At 62.1% G+C, this 20,787-nt stretch carries 20 protein-coding genes and 2 pseudogenes; 10 read left to right on the plus strand and 12 right to left on the minus strand.

What is annotated here, in order from left to right; all coding sequences use genetic code 11:
* Positions 1 to 52: 52 nt before the first annotated feature.
* Positions 53 to 727, plus strand: a complete 675-nt coding sequence (locus BLV09_RS08895) for a Vgb family protein (protein ID WP_146687014.1) — start codon at positions 53 to 55, stop codon at positions 725 to 727.
* A gap of 34 nt (positions 728 to 761) precedes the next feature.
* Here the strand turns inward: BLV09_RS08895 and BLV09_RS08900 are convergent, their stop codons facing one another.
* Together BLV09_RS08900 and BLV09_RS08905 are read right to left on the minus strand one after the other, a co-directional pair.
* Positions 762 to 1,982 carry an MFS transporter gene (locus tag BLV09_RS08900; protein ID WP_146687015.1) on the minus strand — a complete coding sequence of 407 codons (1,221 nt, stop codon included), beginning with the start codon at positions 1,980 to 1,982 and terminating at the stop codon, positions 762 to 764.
* A 124-nt stretch (positions 1,983 to 2,106) separates the two neighbouring features.
* Positions 2,107 to 2,631, minus strand: a complete 525-nt coding sequence (locus tag BLV09_RS08905) for a hypothetical protein (protein ID WP_146687016.1) — start codon at positions 2,629 to 2,631, stop codon at positions 2,107 to 2,109.
* Between the two features lie 127 nt (positions 2,632 to 2,758).
* Between BLV09_RS08905 and BLV09_RS08910 the strand changes: the two genes are divergently transcribed.
* From BLV09_RS08910 to BLV09_RS08920, 3 genes and pseudogenes are all read left to right on the plus strand, one after another.
* The gene (locus tag BLV09_RS08910; protein ID WP_146687017.1) at positions 2,759 to 3,712 is read left to right on the plus strand and encodes a LysR family transcriptional regulator; all 954 of its coding nucleotides are present in this window, start codon (positions 2,759 to 2,761) and stop codon (positions 3,710 to 3,712) included.
* Positions 3,713 to 3,747: 35 nt separating this feature from the next.
* On the plus strand, positions 3,748 to 4,245 hold the full coding sequence (locus BLV09_RS08915) for a peptide deformylase (RefSeq protein WP_146687018.1): 498 nt from the start codon (positions 3,748 to 3,750) through the stop codon (positions 4,243 to 4,245).
* Positions 4,246 to 4,776: 531 nt separating this feature from the next.
* Positions 4,777 to 5,492, plus strand: a pseudogene (locus BLV09_RS08920) (IS5 family transposase).
* Here BLV09_RS08920 and BLV09_RS08925 read toward each other — a convergent pair.
* Positions 5,444 to 5,959 (minus strand): Abi-alpha family protein, encoded by a 516-nt coding sequence (locus BLV09_RS08925; protein ID WP_146687019.1) that lies wholly within the window; start codon positions 5,957 to 5,959, stop codon positions 5,444 to 5,446. The pseudogene BLV09_RS08920 and the gene BLV09_RS08925 sit on opposite strands and share 49 nt — an antisense overlap.
* A gap of 184 nt (positions 5,960 to 6,143) precedes the next feature.
* Between BLV09_RS08925 and BLV09_RS08930 the strand changes: the two genes are divergently transcribed.
* Positions 6,144 to 6,941, plus strand: coding sequence for a TIGR02391 family protein (locus BLV09_RS08930; protein ID WP_146687020.1), 798 nt, complete (start codon positions 6,144 to 6,146; stop codon positions 6,939 to 6,941).
* A 115-nt stretch (positions 6,942 to 7,056) separates the two neighbouring features.
* On the opposite strand, the pseudogene BLV09_RS08935 reads toward BLV09_RS08930, so the two are convergent.
* From BLV09_RS08935 to BLV09_RS08945, 3 genes and pseudogenes are all read right to left on the minus strand, one after another.
* Positions 7,057 to 7,224: pseudogene (locus tag BLV09_RS08935) on the minus strand (glutamine-hydrolyzing GMP synthase); the annotation flags it as partial.
* Positions 7,225 to 7,288: 64 nt separating this feature from the next.
* Positions 7,289 to 8,458: a substrate-binding protein gene (locus tag BLV09_RS08940; protein ID WP_146687022.1), complete on the minus strand. Its 1,170-nt coding sequence runs from the start codon at positions 8,456 to 8,458 to the stop codon at positions 7,289 to 7,291.
* Between the two features lie 188 nt (positions 8,459 to 8,646).
* A complete protein-coding gene (locus tag BLV09_RS08945; RefSeq protein WP_146687023.1) occupies positions 8,647 to 9,615 on the minus strand; it encodes an MBL fold metallo-hydrolase in 969 nt (322 codons plus the stop codon).
* A gap of 195 nt (positions 9,616 to 9,810) precedes the next feature.
* Here BLV09_RS08945 and BLV09_RS08950 point away from each other — a divergent pair, with 195 nt between their 5' ends.
* The 3 genes from BLV09_RS08950 to BLV09_RS08960 all read left to right on the plus strand — a co-directional run bounded on the left by BLV09_RS08950 (position 9,811) and on the right by BLV09_RS08960 (position 11,858).
* On the plus strand, positions 9,811 to 10,833 hold the full coding sequence (locus BLV09_RS08950; protein ID WP_146687024.1) for an LLM class flavin-dependent oxidoreductase: 1,023 nt from the start codon (positions 9,811 to 9,813) through the stop codon (positions 10,831 to 10,833).
* Positions 10,834 to 10,987: 154 nt separating this feature from the next.
* Positions 10,988 to 11,353, plus strand: coding sequence for an ArsR/SmtB family transcription factor (locus tag BLV09_RS08955; protein WP_146691030.1), 366 nt, complete (start codon positions 10,988 to 10,990; stop codon positions 11,351 to 11,353).
* Complete coding sequence (locus tag BLV09_RS08960) at positions 11,331 to 11,858, plus strand: SRPBCC family protein (RefSeq protein WP_100381401.1); 528 nt, start codon at positions 11,331 to 11,333, stop codon at positions 11,856 to 11,858. Before BLV09_RS08955 ends, BLV09_RS08960 begins: the two co-directional genes overlap by 23 nt.
* A 732-nt stretch (positions 11,859 to 12,590) precedes the next feature.
* Here BLV09_RS08960 and BLV09_RS08965 read toward each other — a convergent pair.
* Complete coding sequence (locus BLV09_RS08965) at positions 12,591 to 13,487, minus strand: LysR family transcriptional regulator (RefSeq protein ID WP_146687025.1); 897 nt, start codon at positions 13,485 to 13,487, stop codon at positions 12,591 to 12,593.
* A gap of 249 nt (positions 13,488 to 13,736) precedes the next feature.
* Here BLV09_RS08965 and BLV09_RS08970 point away from each other — a divergent pair, with 249 nt between their 5' ends.
* On the plus strand, positions 13,737 to 14,471 hold the full coding sequence (locus BLV09_RS08970) for an SDR family NAD(P)-dependent oxidoreductase (protein ID WP_146687026.1): 735 nt from the start codon (positions 13,737 to 13,739) through the stop codon (positions 14,469 to 14,471).
* Between the two features lie 41 nt (positions 14,472 to 14,512).
* The gene (locus tag BLV09_RS08975) at positions 14,513 to 15,112 is read left to right on the plus strand and encodes an NADPH-dependent F420 reductase (protein ID WP_146687027.1); all 600 of its coding nucleotides are present in this window, start codon (positions 14,513 to 14,515) and stop codon (positions 15,110 to 15,112) included.
* A 225-nt stretch (positions 15,113 to 15,337) separates the two neighbouring features.
* Here BLV09_RS08975 and BLV09_RS08980 read toward each other — a convergent pair.
* The 5 genes from BLV09_RS08980 to BLV09_RS09000 all read right to left on the minus strand — a co-directional run bounded on the left by BLV09_RS08980 (position 15,338) and on the right by BLV09_RS09000 (position 20,701).
* Positions 15,338 to 16,095 (minus strand): IS5 family transposase gene (locus BLV09_RS08980; RefSeq protein ID WP_146691031.1). Its coding sequence is split into 2 segments (ribosomal slippage): positions 15,338 to 15,753 and positions 15,753 to 16,095, totalling 759 coding nucleotides; the frame shifts between segments, so codons are not numbered across the junction.
* A 133-nt stretch (positions 16,096 to 16,228) separates the two neighbouring features.
* On the minus strand, positions 16,229 to 17,824 hold the full coding sequence (gene guaA, locus BLV09_RS08985; RefSeq protein ID WP_146691032.1) for a glutamine-hydrolyzing GMP synthase: 1,596 nt from the start codon (positions 17,822 to 17,824) through the stop codon (positions 16,229 to 16,231).
* Positions 17,825 to 18,116: 292 nt separating this feature from the next.
* Entirely contained in the window at positions 18,117 to 18,815 is a 699-nt protein-coding gene (locus BLV09_RS08990; RefSeq protein WP_146687028.1) for an alpha/beta hydrolase, read from the minus strand.
* Positions 18,816 to 18,936: 121 nt separating this feature from the next.
* On the minus strand, positions 18,937 to 20,253 hold the full coding sequence (locus BLV09_RS08995) for an RsmB/NOP family class I SAM-dependent RNA methyltransferase (protein WP_146687029.1): 1,317 nt from the start codon (positions 20,251 to 20,253) through the stop codon (positions 18,937 to 18,939).
* A 25-nt stretch (positions 20,254 to 20,278) separates the two neighbouring features.
* Complete coding sequence (locus BLV09_RS09000; RefSeq protein ID WP_100381349.1) at positions 20,279 to 20,701, minus strand: MAPEG family protein; 423 nt, start codon at positions 20,699 to 20,701, stop codon at positions 20,279 to 20,281.
* Positions 20,702 to 20,787: the final 86 nt, after the last annotated feature.

Raw genomic sequence — 20,787 nt, forward strand, 5'->3', positions numbered from 1 at the left:
TCTTCACGCGGACCGGAATCCATCTCATTCGAAAACACACCAGGATGGAATCATGAATCGATCAGCGGCCGAAATTCTCCGTGAATATGGACCTTTTCCCGGCGTCGACGGCGTGCATGGGGTCTCGTATGACGGTCAGCACGTCTGGTTTGCGTCCGGAGACAAACTGAACGCCTTGGATCCGGTGAGCGGCAAGACGGTCCGCTCGATCGATGTCGCCGCGCATGCGGGGACAGCGTACGACGGGCGGCACCTGTTTCAGCTCGCCGAGGACCGCATCCAGAAGATCGATCCGAAGACCGGCCGCGTGCTCGCCACGATCCCGGCGCCCGGCGGCGGCTCGGGGCTCGCATGGGCCGAAGGAACGCTCTGGCTGGGGCAATATCGGGACCGGAAGATCCTTCAAATCGATCCCCAGACAGGAACGACGCTTCGCACTATCGAGTCTAACCGCTTCGTCACCGGAGTAACCTGGGTCGACGGCGAGCTTTGGCACGGCACCTGGGAAGCTGACGAGAGCGACGTGAGGCGAATAGACCCCCAAACAGGAGAGGTCCTGGAAAGGCTCGACATGCCGCCCGGAACGGGTGTGTCGGGGCTCGAGTCCGATGGCGCCGATCAGTTGTTCTGCGGGGGCGGAAAGACCGGAAAGCTGCGAGCCGTCCGCCGGCCCCAGCGGTCTCCGAAGCCGGCGGCGACCCACCCGATCGCCCCCGCGCGTAAGTAGCCGAAGCGACCTGCGCGGCTGTCGACATTCAGCGTCACGCCGGCACCGGCTCGGGCTGGGCTTCACCCTTGGGAAACGGCCTGAACGTCATTGCCATCAGGAACGCGCCAAGCCCGACCGCCCAGGAGCCGATATAAAGCCACGCGTAGCTGGCGAAGGCGTCGTAGATCAAACCGCCGGCGATCGGCCCTGTGGCCATGCCGAGGCTGCCGGCCATAGCCGTTCCGCCGATCACGGTGCCCATCATCCGCAGTGGAAAATTCTCGCGCGCCAGCACCGAATAGAGCGGCATGGTGCCGGCGTAGATGAAGCCGAACAGCGCCGCCACGGCGTAGAACGCGGCCAACTCGCGCACGAAGACGTAAGCAAGCGCACCGAACGCCTGAGCGAGCAACCCCGAGACCAGCACGCGCTTGGCGCCAAAACGGTCGCCGAGCAGGCCGAACGCGATACGCCCGCCCATCCCCGCCAGTCCCTCGACGCTGTAGATCGTGACGGCTGCGATCATCGGGATCCCGCAGGTGACCGCATAGCTCACGGTGTGGATGATCGGACCCGAATGCGTGGCGCAACAAAAGAAATTGGTCGCGAGCAGGATGATGAATTGCGGCGAGCGCAGCGCTTGCGCCAGCGACATCGCCGATTGCGGCTGTCCGTCGCCGGATGCAACGGCATGTTCGCTTTCAAGCGCCGGCGCGCGGCGCACCAGTAGCGAGACCGGGATCATGACGGCTGCGACCACGACAGCCACGATTTGCATCGAGGTCCGCCAGTCATGGTTTGAGATGAGCCATGCGGCCAGCGGCGACATAGTCATCGGCGCCATCCCCATGCCTGCCGAAACCAGCGAGACCGCCAGGCTGCGATGCGTATCGAACCAGCCGGTGACGCAAGCCATCATCGGCGCAAAGATCGCAGCGATCGAGCCGCCGACCATCAGTCCGAACATGATCTGAAACGAGAGCAGCGACGACGCCTGGCTGGCCAGCGCGAGGCTCGCCGGCAGCACGATCGACCCGGTCAGCACCACCGGCAGCGGCCCGAACCGATCGGACAAGGTGCCCCACATCATGCTGGTGAACGCCATGGCGAGAAAGCCAATCGTCATGGCACTGGACACGCCGGTCACCGACCATCCGGTAGCCCGCGCGATCGGTTGCAGAAACACCGGCAGCGAGAACATGCCGCCAATGGCGACACAGCCCAACAGGCCGCCGGCCGCGACGATCACCCAGCGATAGCGAGAATTGGTCATTCCTGGTCTCCCATGCAGCTTGTCTCTGGGTGGAAGACGAATGGGAGGAGCTGAACCCGACATAAATATAGACGGGCGGGCAAATTTTTTCGACCTCTGCCGACCGTCTCAAGCCCAAGCCGGGCTAAGACACCGCCGCGTTGGCGGTGAAAGCCGGAGCCGCGTTTGAGTGAGAACGCAGCAGCAAATAAAATGCGGCCGCGTGCGTGATCATCAGCAGCGGCACATAGATGATCGGGATCGCGTAGGCGGCACCGAACTCGCCGGCCTGCGCCGGAAGATCAAGCCGGACGGCGTGGTAGTAGTCGACGATGATGTCGACCGCGCCGACGAGATTGAAGGCCAGAACGAACAGCCAAAACAACGGACGCATCCTGACGGTGAGCAGCGCCAGCATGGCCAGTATTCCGGTGGCGAAGTCGGTGTAAGCCGAAAAGGTGGCAAAACCCGCCGGCAGATTGGCGCCGACCACGCCGGGAAGGATGAAGACAAGCCCGAAGAAGCGGAAGCTGTGCAAGGTGGCAATGGCGCGCTGCGCTTCGACCCGGTCCATCAACTTGAGCCTGGGCCAGACGTACACGCCGAAGCACAGCAGCCAGGCGACATAGCCGAAAACGAGATGGATTTGGAACAGGGTTTCCGGCGACATGTGATCTCCTGTCAGGCCTTGGTCGACGCGGCCTCGAACACCGTGGCCAAACGCGACCCTTCTGATGTGCAGGCCAGACGTAGGGCCGCTTCCGGCTGGAGACTAGTTGCGATAATGTCGATGGGTCATGAAGCAGAACTTCACAGTCAGGCAAGGCGCGCTCGACGGCGTGGAGGCGTTCCTGAGTGTTGCCGAGCACCGCAGTTTTCGCAAAGCGGCGGCCCAACTCGGGGTGACGCCCTCGGCCATGAGCCAGGCGATACGCACGCTCGAGGCGCGCGTCGGCGCGGCGCTGTTCATCCGCACTACGCGCAGTGTCGGCCTGACCGAAGCCGGTGACCGCTTTCTGTCGCGCGCCAAGCCCGCCTTCGAGGAGCTCGTCGCCGCAAGCGAGGTCGCGCGTGACCTCGGACAGCGGCCGGCCGGGCTGTTGCGCCTCGCGGTGCCGCGCGCGGTGGTGCCGATCGTGCTGGAGCCGCTGATCGCATCGTTCTGCGCTGATTATCCCGAGGTCGAGGTGGAGATCGCCGCAAGCGAAGAGATGGTCGACCTCGCGACCGCAGGGTTTGACGCCGGCGTCCGGATGGGCCAGTTCATCGCCGCCGACATGGTCGCGGTGCGGCTGACGCCGCCGTTTCGCTTCATCATCGTCGGTAGCCCCGCCTACCTCGCCCGCTGCGGCCGGCCCGAACGCCCGGACGATTTGCGCCACCATGCATGCTTGCGATTGCGACGATCCAACGGCGCGATTGCGCTATGGTCGCTCAACGACAGCAACCGCGCCATCGAGATTGCGGTATCAGGCCCGCTCATCGCCAACGACTTTCCCACCATGCTCGGCGCAGCAGTCGAAGGCGTCGGCCTTGCGCAAGTGCCTGCGCCGATCGCCACCGGCCTGGTGAAGGCTGGAAAACTCGTGCAGGTACTGGAGCCGTTCGCCCCGATGGGGCCGGGTGTTTTTCTCTATTATCCCGGCCACCGGCAACTGATGCCGAAGCTGCGCGCCTTCATCGATCACGTGAAGGCGCGCTCAAACGCCGGCAACAAAGCCCGGACGCGACGATCACCCATCGTTAGCTAGAATGGGTCATTTCAGTCTCCAATACGACAGAGATCATGCCCAGCCGCACCATTATCCGTTACCCCGACCCTCGGCTTGCACTCCCGGCGCAGCCCGTGACCGTGTTTGACGCTGCGCTGCGCGACCTGGCGAGCGACCTGCTGGAGACCATGCACGCCGCGCCGGGGATCGGGATCACCGCGCCGCATATCGGCATCTTCTTGCGGGTCGTGGTGCTCGACCTCGACCCGATCGATGGTGCGCGGACCTACGTCAATCCGGAGATCATCTGGGCATCGCCCGAGACCATCCTGCATCTGGAAGGCAGCGTTTCGATGCCCGGTGTCAACGACGAGATAGAGCGTCATGCCCGCGTCCGGATCAGCTACCACGACGTCGACGGCAACCGGCAGACCGAGGAATCGGCGGGTCTGCGCGCCGTCTGCCACCAGCATGAGATCGATCAACTCAACGGCCTGTTCTGGATTCAAAGGCTATCGCGTCTCAAGCGCGAGCGGCTGATCAAGCGATTTGAGAAGGTGTCGCGGAGGTGAGATAGATTTGGCGAAACACGCTCCGCTATTCCGCCCTACGGCCTGCATGCTGGCTTGGAAGCCGGTGGCACGAGACAGAGCACTCCATTCAGGGGCTCTTGTAACAAGAAGCTATGGCAGCACAGCCGCGCAGAACGCCTGACCAAATTCGGTCAACACCACAGCGCTTAAATCCCCTGGTAGACTCAAGGTTTCCCTTGAAGGTCCATAGTCACCCCATCGAGCGTGGCCACCTGGCTCGTATGTCTCGAACCCCACTAGACTCGGAAATACGAGGCCCAAGCTAAATAATATGCTCATCGATACGTCTGCATTTCTCGGCGCGTCAACACTAGGCCCGTAAGAAACGCTTCCACCGCCTTGATACCATTTATCCTTATCCAACTTTTGCCACTCGCGAAAAATGGCCTCTAGGTGGTGTGGACTCTAAGGATTCCCTTTTAGGAGCAAATCAGATTCAAGGCTTCTTTTTGGGAGGCGGCCTTGGGTGTGATGGATCGGTTGGTTTTGAGCGATGCGGCTTGGGAGCGGATGGCGCCTCTGATTATAGGTCGGCCTGACCAGAAAGGCTCCACCGGGCGCGACAACCGGATGTTCGTGGAAGGTGTGCTGTGGATCGTGCGGACGGGCTCTCCCTGGCGTGATCTTCCGGAAGCGTTCGGGGATTGGAACAGCGTGTTCCGGCGCTTCAGTCGATGGAGCATCAAGGGTGTTTGGTGGCGGATCTTCGAGGCGATGTCCGACGACCCGGATTTCGAATATCTGATCGTCGATTCCACCGTCGTCCGGGCGCATCAGCACGCTGCCGGGGCGAAAAAAGGGGGTCTGAAGATCAGGCGCTTGGCCGCTCGCGCGGCGGCCTGAGCACCAAGATACATCTGGCCGTTCGCGGCCTGGGATGTCCGGTGCGCTTCACGCTTACCGCAGGTCAGAAGGGCGATGCACCGCAAGCCGCCGCATTGATCGAGGGATTGCCCGCCGAGATCGTTATGGCCGATACAGCCTATGACGCCGATCATTTGCGCGAAGCCATCGCCGCCAAGGGAGCGCTCGCCGTCATCCCCAACAACCCGTCACGCGCGCTCAAATATCCGCTCGACAAACATCTCTATGCCCAGCGCCATCTTGTCGAATGCTGCTTCTCCAAGCTCAAGCAATTCCGCCGCGTCGCCACCCGCTTCGAAAAGACCGCTCGAAATTACCTTGCCGTCATCACTCTCGCAGCCATCATCTTATGGATGCGATAAGTGTCCACACCACCTAGCGCTCGCGCATCGTCCGCGCTCAATTCCGCAAGTGTCGAGACATATTTCCGATGCACCTGATCGCCATCAGTATCAAGAGCCGTACCAAGCAAATTGGCCCAAAGCGTATGCAGATCGTCTTCGTATTCCATTGTTGCATGCTCGATCAACGGAAGCATGATCTTGGGTGGCGGTAATCGGGTTTGTGTAATTCCCTTGTCCCTAAGTCGCTTTTCCACTTTTTGCACAAGCAATTCGAGACGTTCCCAATCCAAAATCGCGGCTTCAATTCGCTTCGTCATCTCCTTATCTGACCAACGACGCGCTACCGCATGCTCAATGCCATTCCCGAAAATACGATCTAGCCAACCGCCGGCACCGCGGCCCACATCGACGACTTTCCCTGTCGCCTTGGCTACCTCTTGAACCGCTTTCGCGCCTTCTTTAAACGCGTCGGTTTCGTCGCCCATTGCTTACTCCCTGCCATTACTGAGCCTACCTCTGAATAGTGGGTAGAACCAATGGTTTGGTAGCTGCTGCGCTGCACCTTGTGATAGGCAGATGGCTTAAACAGAGGTCGGAGGGCAACACCTAAACGTCGCAGCTAACAACAAGCCGCGCGTTCGGGGCCGGTAATGATGACGGGGGGCAGCTATGGCCATGTTTTCACAGGATGAACTTGAGGCTATTGCTGGCGCGCTCGGCGATACGTCCCTGGGCCTCACCGGACCCGAGATCGAGTTCTTGATCACCTCAAGCCGGATGGTCGACCCAGGCCCGATGACCAAGCGGGTTCGAATATATAATGCTTTCGTGGAAAGCCAGAATACCAAACAGAATAGAACGCACGTCCTTGAGTTCATCCGCCTTTCGATGAAGCCTGCGCGGTATAGTCGGGATCCTACTCGTTTCGAGCCAATGCGCGCTCTTCTGAACCAAGCCCTCGCATTCGCGGGGCTCGTTGTTGACGAGGCGGGTACGGTCTCTTCTGCGGATCGCGCAACCACTTTACCGGAGGCCCAACGCAGGGCGAGAGACCTTCGTGCCGACCTTGAAGGCCGAGGCGTTCATCCCGACGTGCTGATTTTCTGTCGCGCCGAATTGCTGGTCGACAACTACTTTCACGCCGTTCAGGAGGCGGTGAAGAGCGTCGCCGAAAAGATGCGATTGAAAACAGGTCTTTCGGACGACGGCAGCACACTCGTCGATCGGGTTTTGAGCGGCGAGCCGCCCTTGCTCGCGATTAATCCGCGATCAACCATTAGCGAGCGCAGTGAGCAAAGCGGATTTGCCAATCTGGTGCGCGGCACGTTTGGGATGTTCCGAAATCCGACAGCGCATGAAGCTCGGATTCGCTGGACTATGACGAAGGAGGATGCGGAAGATTTGCTTACGATAGTCTCGTTAATCCATCGGCGGCTCGACAATGCTCACATGCCACCTCGAAGTTGAAAAAGCATTTTCTTTCGACGGTCAGAGCCGGCGTCTACTTGTGATACCGCTTGAAATTGGCTCAGCCGGTCGAATGATAGAATATCGTAGCTCTGGATACGCGGACGAGTAGACGTCACTGCCACTCAATCGTCCCCGGCGACTTCGACATCACGTCATAGACCATGCGGTTGACGCCCTTGACCTCGTTGATGATGCGGGTCGCGGTCTCGCCCAAAAATTTCATGTCGAAAGAACGTAAATCAGCGGCTATGCTGTCGGTCGAGATCACTGCGCGCCGGCCGTAACGTGTATCGTATCACAGATCGCCGAACAACACAGCGTTGATACCAGGCATCGCCCCGCGGTCAGCGGTCGGCCAATTTGCATCCCGGCTGCGGCGTAATCTCTCCCAGCGCGCGGACGGTGACGAGGTCGCTCCCCCGCGTCTTGGCGATAAACATGTTCATCGTCGCATAGTGGTCACGGCCGATGGTCACAGGCCCTGTCGGCGATGGAATGACCAGCCCCGCCATGGCGTCGATGATGGCCTCCTTGTCGACTTTGCCGGCTTTCTCGATCGCCGCCTTGAGCGCGACTAGCGTGTTGTAGTGTGTCATGACATAGTTCGACACCACGACGTCGGCTCCGGCGTCGGCGCGGACCTTGGCGACGAAGGCCTTGACGGAGGGCTCGTCGCTCGTCGCGACCGAAGGCACCACCGTGAACATGTCCTGGCCTTTGCCACGGAAAATGCCGAGATCGACCTCCGACAATCCCAGGAACGCGACCGTCGTATCCTTCAGCAATCCGTGATCGTCGGCCTGCCGGATGAAATCCATGCCGTCGCCTTTCAGCGCGAACAGCAGCACCTTTGCCTTGGCCGCCGCGACCTGCGCGATCAGCGGGGTGAAATCCGTCTCGGTCCCCAGCGTGAATTGCGTGCCGACGACCTTGCCGCCGAGCTTTTCAATCAGAGGCCGCGCAATATCGAACATCTGGTGCGGCCAGACCCGGTCGGCTCCCAGCAGGAAATAACTCTTGCCGAAGGTTTGATTCATGTAGGGCAGCAACTGACCCAGTTCCTGGTTGGGGACCGTGCCGAACGAGAAAAGGTATCGGCTGCATTTGCCGCCTTCGAAGTTGGTGGCGTAGAGCAACGGCGTTTTCAGGCTCTCGGCGACCGGCGCGACGGCATTGAGGTTTCGCGAGGTGATCGGGCCGACCACCGCCACAACGCCATCGTTTTCGATCAATGCGTGCATGGCGGCCGCAGCGGATTCCGGCCTCGTCTTGTCGTCTGCATAGATGACCTCGACAGGCCTGCCGAGAATCCCGCCCGCCGCGTTGATGTCCTTGACGGCGAGATCAAGCCCGAGTTTTGCCTGCTGGCCGTACAACTCGACGCCACCGGAAAACGGCAGCACGGCACCGATGCGGATCGGCTCGGCGCCCACGCCGGCGCCGGTTGTCGCACCGAGCCCTGCGCAGCATACCAGCAGCGCGAACGTCATGCGTTTTATTGACCGCAACTCCATGCGCGCTTCCCCCGCGACTCAAGACCGGCCGTGGGTGAGCCGGACCCAGCGTCATCAACATGATCGGGAACGGCGCGCAAGGAATTCGTCAAGTACCCCGCCGCGCCAGGTGTGATGCTGGAGCCGTCAAAATTCCTGATGGAGGCGTCTTCTTGCGCGAGCCGGTATTTACCTCGCTTGAAAACGCTCTAATCGCAGCCGCTCACGCAGGCACCGCTGGCGTCGAATGCCAGGGTTTTTCCACTCAGGGGAACATGCACGGGCGCTTTGGTGGCCTTCACGAACATTTCCGTCTTGGTGCCGGGAATGATCTTGCCATCCTTGGTCGCGGCCTCGTTGGCATGGGAGGCGATGACTTCCCGTGGTTCGATCAGGCTATCGATCGCAAAGGCCGCCTCCTTCGGGCCAGCCGTATACACATCGCCAATATTCATGACGGCCAGCTTTGGCTTGTAATAATCGTGAATGATGGTCTTTTGATCGGCGATGAGGCCAGTGTCTCCCGACAGGTACGCGACCAGGCCGTTCGAGAAGGTCAGGACATAGCCGTTGGGCGGACCAAGATACGCCGTCAAACCGTTTTCCTTCAACGCCTGCGCATACGGCCCCTCGAGGAATTCCGGATCAAGTCCGTTGGTGTGCGCCGCCGGTACGGTTGCGAAGGTCACCCCGCCCACCTTGCGCGATGCGCCGAAGCGCAGCAGGAGAACCTGTGAGGCCTCGCCGCCCGCGGCAGCGACCTTCTTCGAGAAAAAAGAGCCCATTTCGCCACCGACCAGAAACTTGGCCTTTTTCGCGACCACGATGTTCACGGTGTTTGATCTCGGCGAAACATTCACGGAGATGTCGGGAGCGGCGCAGGTGCCGGCATTGGCGGCAGGCTGGATGGCTTCGCCGAGATGATCGGCATGGGCGTGGCTGAGCAGCACGACATCGATCTTGCCCAGCCGCGGGTCGTCCGGCCCGCGCACCGTGCGCCCGGCATCATAGAGAATGCGCGTTCCATCGGGATCTTCGAAGACCATGGCGCGATCGAACGCGCAAAATTCACCGTCATGACTGCCAAGCGGGGTGATGCGGACGACATCGGCCGCCTGGGCCGTCGCGGCCAGAATATTTGCGGTCAGAAGGCCGATAGCCAGCGATACGAGTTTCATGAGCCCTGCCTGGAAAATTGGACGACGATCGAGTCGAAGCGGAATCTAGACTCTACTCCCACTCGATGGTCCCCGACGACTTTGACGTCAAGTGAAAGACCACGCCGAAGACACAAATGGCAGGCACTGACGACTTCGAGATGCTATCCATGTTTGAGCATCACCTGCACGGTCCACAATTCACGCGGCGTATCCATGAAGAAGATCGGCTTTCTATCGTTCGGGCACTGGACGCCTTCGTCCCAATCGCAGGCGCGGTCCGCGTCCGACGCGCTGTTGCAGTCCATCGAGCTGGCTGTCGCCGCCGAACAGCTAGGCGCGGACGGGGCGTATTTCCGCGTGCATCACTTTGCCCGCCAGCTCGGCGCGCCGTTCCCCCTGCTGGCGGCGGTCGGCGCGAAGACCAGTCGCATCGAGATCGGCACGGCTGTCATCGATATGCGGTACGAGAACCCGCTGTACATGGCGGAGGATGCCGGCGCGGCCGACCTCATCGCCGGCGGGCGTCTGCAGCTCGGTATCAGCCGCGGATCACCCGAGCAGGTGATCGACGGCTGGCGCTATTTCGGCTACGCGCCGCCGGAGGGCGGGACCGGCTCCGACATGGCGAGACGCCACGCCGAAGTGTTTCTGGATGTGCTGCGCGGGCAAGGTTTTGCGCAGCCCAACCCGCGGCCGATGTTCCCGAACCCGCCCGGCCTGCTGCGCATCGAGCCGCACTCGGAAGGTCTGCGTGACCGCATTTGGTGGGGCGCCGCCTCGAACGCCACCGCGGTCTGGGCCGCCAAACTGGGGATGAACCTGCAGAGCTCCACGCTGAAGGATGACGAGAACGGAGAGCCGTTCCACGTCCAGCAAGCGAGCCAGATCCGGGCGTTCCGTGAGGCGTGGAAGGAAGCCGGTCACGCGCGGGAGCCGCGGACATCGGTCAGTCGCAGCATGTTCGCGCTGGTCGACGACCGCGACCGCGCCTATTTCGGCCACAGCGGCCAGGATGAGGATCAGGTCGGCTTCATCGACGAAAAAACTCGGGCGATCTTCGGCCGCAGCTATGCCGCCGAGCCGGATGTCCTCATCGAGCAACTGAGGAAGGACGAAGCAATCGCGGAGGCTGACACGCTGCTGCTGACCGTCCCCAACCAGCTTGGCGTTGACTATAACGCCCACGTCATCGAGGCGATCCTGACGCATGTCGCCCCCGCGCTTGGTTGGCGCTGACGCTCGTCACCGCGCAGATGCGGATTGCGGAATCTCGCAATCCTCCGCGTCCTGAAGCGAAAGACCGCGCGAGGGAGTGAAGGCGGCTGGCAACTCGGCGCGCACTCGGCCTCCCCTTGCATGCCGCCAATCCGTGCGCTATATACTGAACTACATGGTTCAGTATACGACAGCCCGCCTCGATGCCTCGTTCGCCGCGCTCTCGGACGCTACCCGACGCGGCGTTCTGGAGCTGCTCGGACGCGCAGACTCTTCGATCACGGACCTTGCCGAGAAGTTCCACATGACCCTCACGGGCATGAAGAAGCACGTCGGCGTCTTAGAGCAGGCCGGGCTCGTGACCACGGAGAAGGTCGGGCGCGTGAGGACCTGCAAGCTCGGCCCGCGCCGACTGGCGGAAGAGACGGCATGGATCGAGGAGTACCGCCAGCTCTGGGCCTCACGCTTCGACGAGTTGGACAAGGTTGTCGAGGAACTGAAGCGGAAGGAAAAAGTCGATGGACGCAAAAGGAGAGAGTGATCCCACCTCCGGGAAGAACCGCACGACGGTGGAACGGAAGTCCGAGCGTGAGCTAGTCGTCACGCGGACCTTCAACGCCCCGGCGCGCATCGTATTCGAGGCCTGGACCAAGCCCGAGCTGCTCAAGCGGTGGTGGGCACCGAAGTCATTTGGAGTGTCCTTCCTTTCCTGCGAGGCGGATGTTCGTGCAGGGGGCACGTACCGTTTCGTGTTCAGCCACGCTGCCTCAGAGCAGCCTATGGAGTTTCTCGGTAGGTACATCGAAGTGACGCCGCACTCCCGCCTCGTCTGGACGAATGACGAAGGCGGTGAAGGTGGGGCCGTTACCACGGTGACCTTCGAAGAAAGAGGTGGCGAGACACTGGTCGTCATGCACGATCTCTATCCCTCGAGGGAAGCTCTCGACGGTGCTATCGCCTCCGGGAGTACGGGTGGGTTTAGCGAGACGTTCGAGCAATTGGACGAGCTTCTCGTCACCACGAGCACGAGCGTGGGACGGTCATGAAGTCGTCGATCTCGCGGCCGGCCGCCTGGCTCTTCACTACGCGAAAGAGAACCCCGACGAGGTCGTCGCCGCCCGAGACCATCATCAACCTCATTGGCAACACGGCCAACCGAGGTGGACTCGCCGTGCGCGTCCGACTCGACCCACCTTTTTGCGCGCTATTCTACTCTGGAGCACGACCGCCTTCGGAACCGACTTTACATCGTCCTGAAAGTGGGCGCAGATCGGCTTGCGACGCAGAGATAGAGAACGCCAGCTAAGCGCGAGTGAGATGCGAACTAGAACGACAATTGCGGCATGGCGAAAATTGCGACCGAACCTACGCTATTGCCGCCGTTTGCCCCTCACTCCCACTCGATTGTTCTGAAGCATCATAACGCATTGATCCATCGAGGAAGATCTTTCCGCTGATGACCAAGAACCGTATCCCGGATCCGTCAAAAATTCTCGCTCTTGAATTCAAAGGAGAATTTCGACGATCCGCGATTTGCTCGGTTTCAAAGACTATCGATATCGGTTGGTCTATTTTCCTCGGAGTTCTCCGCAAAAGCGGCGTCTCCAGCCTGCCAAAAAGACCGTCAGCGATGGTGAAGTCCGTCGCCGTCAGTAGTGTGGCCCTCGCGCCGGTTGCGATACGGCGCAACATTCGCGGATTGAACGACGCCGCTTCAAGCGATCGCAGCTCGGCTTCCGACCGGATTACGGCAAGCGTTGCCGGCAACCTGCCGCGCGTCAATCGCGCGGTATCGACAGCCCCGCGAGAAGCGGAGCGTACCCGGCGAGCCTGCGGGATACGAACTCCGTGAAGAGCCGCACGCGCTTGGTCTTGCGCGTCTCGCCCTGTGTGAGGAGCCAGAGCGTTCCGTACATGTGCAGGTCGGTACCCGGCACCCTCACCAGCAGGGGGTCGGCATCGCCGACGAAGCACGGCAGTGTCGTGATCCCGAGCCCTTGCCGTACAGCAACGATCTGCGCCTCGGCGTCCGTGGTCCTGAATGGAACCCCCGTGGGGCGAACCTCACCCTCGCTGGCCCAGTGCGGGATTCCATGAATGCTGATGACGATCCACCGGATGGGATCAGGCGCGCCCGCACGCCACGCGGCCAGTCGATCGCGGGACATGTAGACGCCTCCGAACAGCTCAGGTCCCTTCAGGCCGTGAAGATTGAGCGGCAGGGTTTTGCGGTCGTAGACGACGCGGATCGCGACGTCGGCCTCCCGGTTGGTCAGATTTGCCAGCTCGCCGGACGACAAGATTTCCATCTCGATGTCCGGATGCAGACCCGCGAAATCGGCGAAGTCCGGCATCAGCAGGTGTGTCGCGAGGGGCGGCGCCAGCGTCACCCGCAGAAGCCCGCGCACGCTCTGGTCGCGCCCGAAGACGCGCGTCTCCAGCAGGTGCGACGACGCTTCCATCTGGTCCGCGAACTCGAGGACCTCCTCGCCCGCAGCCGTCAGGCGGTAGCCCGAAGGCAGCTTTTCGAACATCTGGACCCCGAGGCGTTCCTCGAGCTGGGCGATGCGTCGCAGCACGGTCGCGTGGTTCACACCGAGGCGCTCGGCGGCAGTCCGCACCGAGCCTCCGCGCGCGACGGCAAGAAAGTAGCGAACGTCATCCCAGTCGATCATGGTGCAATCCCGCACCGCGCGGTGCGCCTTCCAAAGCCGGTATCTAACACATCGAACAGCCGTACGGGCGGTCAGCACGGCCCAATTCCGAACGGCGGACACCGATCGTCGCGGCTGACGCCAGTCGTCCAGCCGGATCGATTTCGCACCACCGATGTGCGCGCTTCCGCACTCAACGCCTGACACCGGCAGACCCATCTCGAGGTTCTCGGGGACAGATGCTGTCCCGACACCACGATTGGAGAAGTTATGGGAAAGCTTGAAAGTAAGGTTGCCGTCGTCACGGGTGGATCGAGCGGCATGGCGCTGGCGAGCGCCAAGCGGTTCGTTGAAGAAGGCGCCTATGTGTTCATCACGGGCCGGAGGCAGGCGGCGCTCGACGAGGCCGTCAAGCTGATTGGCCGGAACGTGACCGGCGTGCGCGGCGACGCGGCCAATCTCGACGACCTCGACCGTCTGTTCGACACGGTCAAGCGGGAAAAGGGCAGGATCGACGTCCTGTACGCGAGCGCCGGCACGGGCGAAGCCGTACCCTTGGGCGAGATTACCGAGCAGCATTTCGATGCGACCTTCGGCCTGAATACGCGCGGCACGCTGTTTACGGTGCAGAAGGCGTTGCCGCTGTTCAACGATGGCGGATCGATCTTCATGACCGGGTCAGTTGCTTCGGTGAAAGGTTTTCCTGGTTACGGCGTGTATGCGGCGAGCAAGGCGGCGTTGCGCTCATTCGCACGCACCTGGCTCAACGAACTGAAGGGCAGGAATATCCGGGTGAACGTGCTGAGCCCGGGGCCGATCGCCACACCGATGCAGGACCAGGTTCTCACCGAGGAGGCGAAGCGGATGTTCGAATCCCTGATCCCGCGGGGAACGATGGGTCGTCCTGAGGAAATTGCGGCGGTCGCGCTGTTTCTGGCTTCAGACGATTCGAGCTTCGTGAATGGCGTGGAGTTGTCTGTCGACGGCGGCTTCTCGGCCATCTGAAGCGCCGGGGAAACAATACCAACACGGATCGGAGAAGCATTATGAGCTACGCGATTGTAGGATTCGGTAAGATAGGCCAGGCCCTCGCCCACGCCTTCGCCCGTAAAAACATCGACGTGACCGTCGCGAGTCGCCGGCCGCCCGAGGCGTTGGCGCCGCAGGCTCGGGCGATTGGACCCACGGTCGTCGCCAGGTCGCTGCGGGATGCACTCGAGGCCGACACCATCATCCTGGCGGTCCCGTTCGGCGAGCATCGCGAGATTGCGAAGGCCCTGCCGAGCTGGAAAGGCAAGACGATCATCGACGCGATGAACGCGTTTCCTGTCCCTGAAGAGCTGGACGGCCTCCCGTCCTCCGCCTTCGTTGCAAAGTCGTTCACCGGCGCCAGGCTCGTGAAAGGCTTCAATCACCTGGGTGCGGCCACCCTGGCTGCCGATCCGACCGTCGAGGGCGGTCACCGGGTCGTCTTTCTGTCTGGTGACGATGAGGACGCGATCGCTCCCGTGGCGGCCCTGGCCAAACAACTCGGGTTCGCACCCGTCAAGCTGGGAAAGCTCAACGAGGGTGGCGCGCTGGTGCACGCGCGCGGCCGCACTTGGGGCCAGCTCATCTTCCAGGATTTGTTCAAGAAGGAGCCGTAATCGATTTACCACCGTGTGATCGACGCCGAGAACCGGTCGCGCGCGCTAACTTCTTTAAGCCGCGCGCGACCGAATATTTGAAGGCCACAAAGTCGCGAAGGTTGGGGTGGGCCTGACGGCGTATGGGCGCCGTTCGAAGAGCGGGGAAACGCCCGACAGAGCGGCAGATCTGCGGGTCGCTTAGAATCTATCGACTGCTATCGATGGCCTAGGACCGATCGACATTCATTGCATCCAGATCATGGCGGCTGCGAGATGGATGAAGCCGGTAAAGTTGGCGGTTCGTCTGTCATAACGGGTAGCGAAGCGGCGGAAGTGTTTGAGGCGGTAGAAGCAGCGCTCGATGCGGTTGCGCTGTTTGTAGGCGTCGGCGTCGTGCGGAATGACGATCCTACGGGTGCGGTTTGACGGGATCACCGCCGTTGCGCCGATCCCGGCGATGATCGCGCGCAGGGCGTTGCTGTCATAGGCTTTGTCGGCGAGCACCGCATCGCCGCTTTGGCCGTCGAGCAGCGCCGGCGCCTGGGTGATGTCGCCAACCTGTCCGGCCGTGACGATGAAGCGGAGCGGACGGCCGAGCGCATCAGCCAGCATATGGATCTTGGTGGTCAGTCCGCCTCGGGAGCGCCCCAGCGCCTGATCTTTGGCCCCCCTTTTCCGCTTGCGGCCTGCTGGTGGGCGCGAACAATGGTGCTATCGATCATCAAATACTGGTTGTCGCGATCGGCGCTCAGCGCGGCGAACACCCGCTCCCAGACGCCGGCATGGCACCAGCGGCTGAAGCGCCGGTGCACGGTCTTCCACTTGCCGTACCGCTCCGGCAGGTCGCACCAGTGCGCGCCCGACCGTAACACCCACAAACATCCGTTCACGAACAGGCGGTTATCCGCAGCTGACCGTCCCGGGTCGCCAGCCTTGCCCGGCAGTAATGGTGAAATCTTCGCCCATTGCGTCTCATTCAACTCGTATCGCTTCGCCGCCATCATCCGCTCCGTGTCGAATCACGGAGCTCTATGAATCAGCGATCAAACCGCTTGGGAATCCTCAATGTCGATCGGCCCTAGGATTCGCTCGAGTGTCCTCTGCTATCCGATACTACTCCACGGTACTCCCCCCTCACTCCCACTCGATCGTGCCCGGCGGCTTTGACGTCACGTCATAGACCACGCGGTTGACGCCCTTGACCTCGTTGATGATGCGGGTCGCGGTCTCGCCCAGAAATTTCATGTCAAAGGAATAGAAGTCGGCGGTCATGCCGTCGGTCGAGGTCACCGCGCGCAGGCCCACGACGTATTCGTAAGTCCGGCCGTCGCCCATCACGCCGACGGTCTTGACTGGCAGCAGCACCGCAAACGCCTGCCAGATCTGATCGTAGAGGCCGGCCTTGCGGATCTGGTCGATATAAACCGCGTCGGCGTTGCGCAGGATGTCGAGCTTCTCTTTTGTGATCTCGCCGGGGCAGCGGATCGCGAGGCCCGGTCCGGGGAAAGGATGGCGGCCGACGAAGATTTCGGGCAGGCCAAGTTCGCGCCCCAGCACGCGTACTTCATCCTTGAACAATTCGCGCAAGGGCTCGACCAGCTTCATGTTCATGCGCGCGGGCAAACCGCCGACATTGTGGTGCGACTTGATCGTCACCGATGGGCCGCCAGTGAACGACACGCTCTCGATCACGTCAGGATAGAGCGTGCCCTGCGCCAGAAAATCAGCCCCGCCGATTTTCTTGGCCTCGGCATCGAACACGTCGATGAACAGGCGCCCGATGGTCTTGCGCTTCACTTCGGGATCGGTGACCCCTTCGAGTTCGCCCAAAAACACTTTCGAGGCATCCACATGCACCAGCGGGATATTGTAGTGATGCCGGAACAGGTCGACCACGGTCTTGGCCTCGTCGAGCCGCAGCATGCCGTGGTCGACGAACACGCACGTCAACTGGTCGCCGATCGCCTCATGGATCAGCACCGCAGCGACGGCAGAATCGACGCCGCCGGACAATCCGCAGATCACCTTGCCCGCGCCTACCTGAGCGCGGATCTTCTCGATCGCTTCCTCGCGGAACGCGCGCATGGTCCAGTCGCCGGTCAGGCCTGCGACCTTGCGAACGAAATTGCGGATCAGCTTTGCCCCGTCGGGCGTGTGCACCACTTCGGGGTGGAACATCAGCCCGTAATATTTTCGCTTCTCGTCCTGGATGACCGCGAACGGCGCGTTCGGCGACACGCCGGCCACGACAAAGCCCGGCGGCATTTTTGTAATTCGGTCGCCATGGCTCATCCAGACCGGATGGCGCTCGCCCATGCTCCAGGTGGAATCGAACAATAGGCTCGCGGATTTGACCTCGACATCGGCGCGGCCGAACTCACGGTGATGGCCGCCTTCGACGCTGCCGCCGAGCTGGGCCGCCATGGTCATCTGACCGTAGCAGATGCCGAGCACCGGTACGCCGGAATCGAAAATCGCCTGCGGCGCGCGCGGCGAGCCTTCCTCATGGACCGATTCCGGACCGCCGGAGAGGATCACCGCCTTCGGCTTCATCTCGTTGAAGGCTGCTTCCGCCTTCTGGAACGGCACGATCTCGGAATAGACGCCCTCCTCGCGCACCCGTCGTGCGATCAGTTGCGTCACCTGACTGCCGAAATCGACAATCAGAATCTTGTCATGCGCCGAGGCCACCGGGGGCGTCGACTGCTGGGCTTGCTGTGGGGCTGTCATGTCAAGCAGATACGCGACAGGGGGCGGGCTCGCAACCCTCCTGGAGGCGTCATGGCCGGGCTTGTCCCGGCCATCCACGTCTTTTGAGGCCAACGTCAGACGTCATTCCGGGGCGCCCGTAGGGCGAACCCGGAATCTCGAGATTCCGGGTTCGAGGCTTCGCCTCGCCCCGGAATGACGGCGTTGGCGGGATTACGTCTTCTTCAAGACGGAGACGAAAAAGCTCGCCGCTCCCGGTCGGCGCGGCTCATCCGCCAGCCCCCGGGCAAATCGTCCGCGGGAGCGGCAGAGGTCAGTGAAAGCCCGCCGCAAGCCCGACAACCTGACCATCGAGGCCGTTGAACCCGTGATGGGCCCCTGCCTCACATGGGTCGCCCTGGTCGATGCCGCCACTGACCCAGGTCGCCCGGGCGCGGCCACCAGACCATTTGATGAAGGGGTCCACACCGGCCGGCAATGTGTGTCTGCAGCCATCCTGGCGGTGATGGATGACGAGCGTGCGCGGCAATGAGGCCGGCGATCCCAGGATCGACATTACGTTTGGACCGCCGCCTGACTCGGGGCTGAGAAATCCTGACGTCAGCACCAGCGCGTCCGGCCGGGCGCCCCGCGCAATTCCCTCTGCCGCGCGCAGCGTGCCGCGGCTGGTGCCGATCACCGTGACCGGCCGCTTGATCGCGGCCATGTATTGGACCGCGCCGTCGAGGGACGTGCCGGCGTCGAGGACAAGCACCGCCAGCCCTCGCGCCGCATAGGCGTGCCGGGTACGGACCAGCTGGTTGAAGGCGAGCCCGTGGATATCGCCGTGGTCGCCCGCATCGATCCGGCCATCGCCACCCGGCAGCAGGATTACGCTGGCGCGTGGCGCGTTGGGTTTGATCAGCACCGCGCGTGAACCGCCGATGCTGACGGTCTCATCGGCAAAAGCCGAACTGACAAAGCCGACCACTATGGCCGCGGCGCCTAAAAGGCCAATCCACCGTCGCTTCATTACTTCCCCCGTTTTATTTTGAAGTCGATCAAACCTCGTTTTTACCGGTGAGACGGTTACCTTTCCACCGCTTCCACCTAAACCTCGCGCATGTCGTGACAGGTGGCTCGGACCCGTACGGTTACGCCTGCGACGACAACGGCTTCCTTTTCAGGATCGAGACGAAAAAACCATCCGTGCCGGTGCGGCGCGGCGTCATCAGCAAGCCCTCCGGGGATTGCAGCGTCGCCGCAGCAAAATCCTCCGCTTTGTCCCACAGGACAGTCACGGTCTGCGACGGCGGGACTACGGTGAAATCCGAATTCCTCGCGGTAAAGGCACGGATTTGCTCGCCGTTTTCCGGCGGCAGCACCGAGCAGGTGCTATAGGCGATCCGCCCTCCCGGTTTGACCAGCGCGGCGGCGCGATCCAGCACCTCCACCTGATCCTTCAGCCGCACCTCCAGCGCACCGGGGCGCATCCGCCATTTGGCATCGGGATTACGCCGCCAGGTCCCGGTGCCCGTGCACGGCGCGTCGATCAGCACCAGATCAGCGGACGCCCTGATATCGCCGAGCGTGTCGCCCTCGCCCTTCGGCGCGCGCACATCGGCGTTGTGGACCCCGGCGCGCGACAGCCGTTCAAAGATCGGCGCGAGCTGGCGCTTGTCGGAGTCGGTCGCGATCAGGCGGCCCTTGCCCTGCATCATCGCAGCCAGTGCCAACGTCTTGCCACCGGCACCGGCACAGAGATCGATCACCTGCTCGCCGGGTTTGGCGGCCGACAACAGCGTCGCGAGCTGCGAACCCTCGTCCTGCACTTCGATCGCGCCCTTGATGAAATCTTCTTCCGAGTGGATGCCCGGATTGCGCGCGTCGGCGCCAAGCTCGATGCGCAAACCGATCGGCGACCACCGCGTCGGCTGCGCGCCGAGATGGGCGATCGATCCCTGCACCTTCTCGCGCTTGGCTTTCAGCGTATTGACGCGCAGATCGAGCGGGGCGCGGCTGGCCATCGCGGTTGCTTCGGCCACGCGGTCATCGCCAAATACCTGCGCCAGATATCCGTCGAGCCATTCCGGATAGTCGCCGGCGATATGCGCCGGCGCTTCCGCCAGCGTTCGTGACGTCAGCGCCGCGCGTTCGCCTGATGTCAGCGGCTCCGGCGCGAAACGGCCGCCGTCGCAGAGAGCGGCGATGGCGTCCGTGCTCATCCCGCGCTCAAGGCGCAGCATGCCCAGCACGCGCGCGCGCGACGTATCCTCGTCCATGATCCATGCACTCGATGCGCGCCGTCGCAGCACGTCCCAAAGCAGTCCGGAGATCGCCGCGCGATCCCCCGAACCGGCATAGCGATGCGCGGTGCCCCACTCCTTCAGCGCCTTCGCCGCGGGGACGCGTTGCGCGTCGATGGTATCGATCAGTTCAATGGCCGCGGAGAGCCGCGCAGCGGGCGTCATTTCATTCTTTCAATTTTGAGGGGCTTCAGATCAACAGCAGGATCTTCAGCGCAAAGTACAGCCACATCACGAACAAGACCAGCACCCCGGCAAACCATGCCATCGAGCGCCGTCCCAGATCGTTGGAGGTCACGAAAATACCGGCGTGGACGAAGCGCGTCACCACGAACACCCATGACATCAGCACGATGAAGAGATCGGCGTGGCGTAACGGGAGCGCCAGCGCGATCAGGATATAGAACAACAGCGGCAGCTCGAACTGGTTGCTGTAGCAATTGGCAATCTGGGTAGCGCGGAGCGGCCAGTTCGGCTGCCGCAAGGCGATATCCTTGATCTTGGTTTCTCCGCTGACCAACGCGCCCCGGCGGGCACCTGCCATCCACAACAGCAGGAAAAAGGCGAGCCCGACCAAAACGAAGACCGGCAGCAAAACCATCTGAACCGACATCGGAATCCTCCCCCAGATCAAGCGTTAGACCCGCTATAGCGGCACGACCTCCCCGTGACAATAAAACCCGGCCGGCCGCGTTGAAC

The organism is Bradyrhizobium canariense (assembly GCF_900105125.1).
Taxonomy (GTDB): Bacteria; Pseudomonadota; Alphaproteobacteria; order Rhizobiales; family Xanthobacteraceae; genus Bradyrhizobium; species Bradyrhizobium canariense_A.

Bases quoted from the DNA above. Each gene is read 5' to 3' on its own strand.
- BLV09_RS08895 (WP_146687014.1), top strand. From the start codon at position 53: ATGAATCGATCAGCGGCCGAAATTCTCCGTGAATATGGACCTTTTCCC.
- BLV09_RS08900 (WP_146687015.1), bottom strand. From the start codon at position 1,982: ATGACCAATTCTCGCTATCGCTGGGTGATCGTCGCGGCCGGCGGCCTG.
- BLV09_RS08905 (WP_146687016.1), bottom strand. From the start codon at position 2,631: ATGTCGCCGGAAACCCTGTTCCAAATCCATCTCGTTTTCGGCTATGTC.
- BLV09_RS08910 (WP_146687017.1), top strand. From the start codon at position 2,759: ATGAAGCAGAACTTCACAGTCAGGCAAGGCGCGCTCGACGGCGTGGAG.
- BLV09_RS08915 (WP_146687018.1), top strand. From the start codon at position 3,748: ATGCCCAGCCGCACCATTATCCGTTACCCCGACCCTCGGCTTGCACTC.
- BLV09_RS08925 (WP_146687019.1), bottom strand. From the start codon at position 5,959: ATGGGCGACGAAACCGACGCGTTTAAAGAAGGCGCGAAAGCGGTTCAA.
- BLV09_RS08930 (WP_146687020.1), top strand. From the start codon at position 6,144: ATGGCCATGTTTTCACAGGATGAACTTGAGGCTATTGCTGGCGCGCTC.
- BLV09_RS08940 (WP_146687022.1), bottom strand. From the start codon at position 8,458: ATGGAGTTGCGGTCAATAAAACGCATGACGTTCGCGCTGCTGGTATGC.
- BLV09_RS08945 (WP_146687023.1), bottom strand. From the start codon at position 9,615: ATGAAACTCGTATCGCTGGCTATCGGCCTTCTGACCGCAAATATTCTG.
- BLV09_RS08950 (WP_146687024.1), top strand. From the start codon at position 9,811: ATGAAGAAGATCGGCTTTCTATCGTTCGGGCACTGGACGCCTTCGTCC.
- BLV09_RS08955 (WP_146691030.1), top strand. From the start codon at position 10,988: ATGGTTCAGTATACGACAGCCCGCCTCGATGCCTCGTTCGCCGCGCTC.
- BLV09_RS08960 (WP_100381401.1), top strand. From the start codon at position 11,331: ATGGACGCAAAAGGAGAGAGTGATCCCACCTCCGGGAAGAACCGCACG.
- BLV09_RS08965 (WP_146687025.1), bottom strand. From the start codon at position 13,487: ATGATCGACTGGGATGACGTTCGCTACTTTCTTGCCGTCGCGCGCGGA.
- BLV09_RS08970 (WP_146687026.1), top strand. From the start codon at position 13,737: ATGGGAAAGCTTGAAAGTAAGGTTGCCGTCGTCACGGGTGGATCGAGC.
- BLV09_RS08975 (WP_146687027.1), top strand. From the start codon at position 14,513: ATGAGCTACGCGATTGTAGGATTCGGTAAGATAGGCCAGGCCCTCGCC.
- guaA (WP_146691032.1), bottom strand. From the start codon at position 17,824: ATGACAGCCCCACAGCAAGCCCAGCAGTCGACGCCCCCGGTGGCCTCG.
- BLV09_RS08990 (WP_146687028.1), bottom strand. From the start codon at position 18,815: ATGAAGCGACGGTGGATTGGCCTTTTAGGCGCCGCGGCCATAGTGGTC.
- BLV09_RS08995 (WP_146687029.1), bottom strand. From the start codon at position 20,253: ATGACGCCCGCTGCGCGGCTCTCCGCGGCCATTGAACTGATCGATACC.
- BLV09_RS09000 (WP_100381349.1), bottom strand. From the start codon at position 20,701: ATGTCGGTTCAGATGGTTTTGCTGCCGGTCTTCGTTTTGGTCGGGCTC.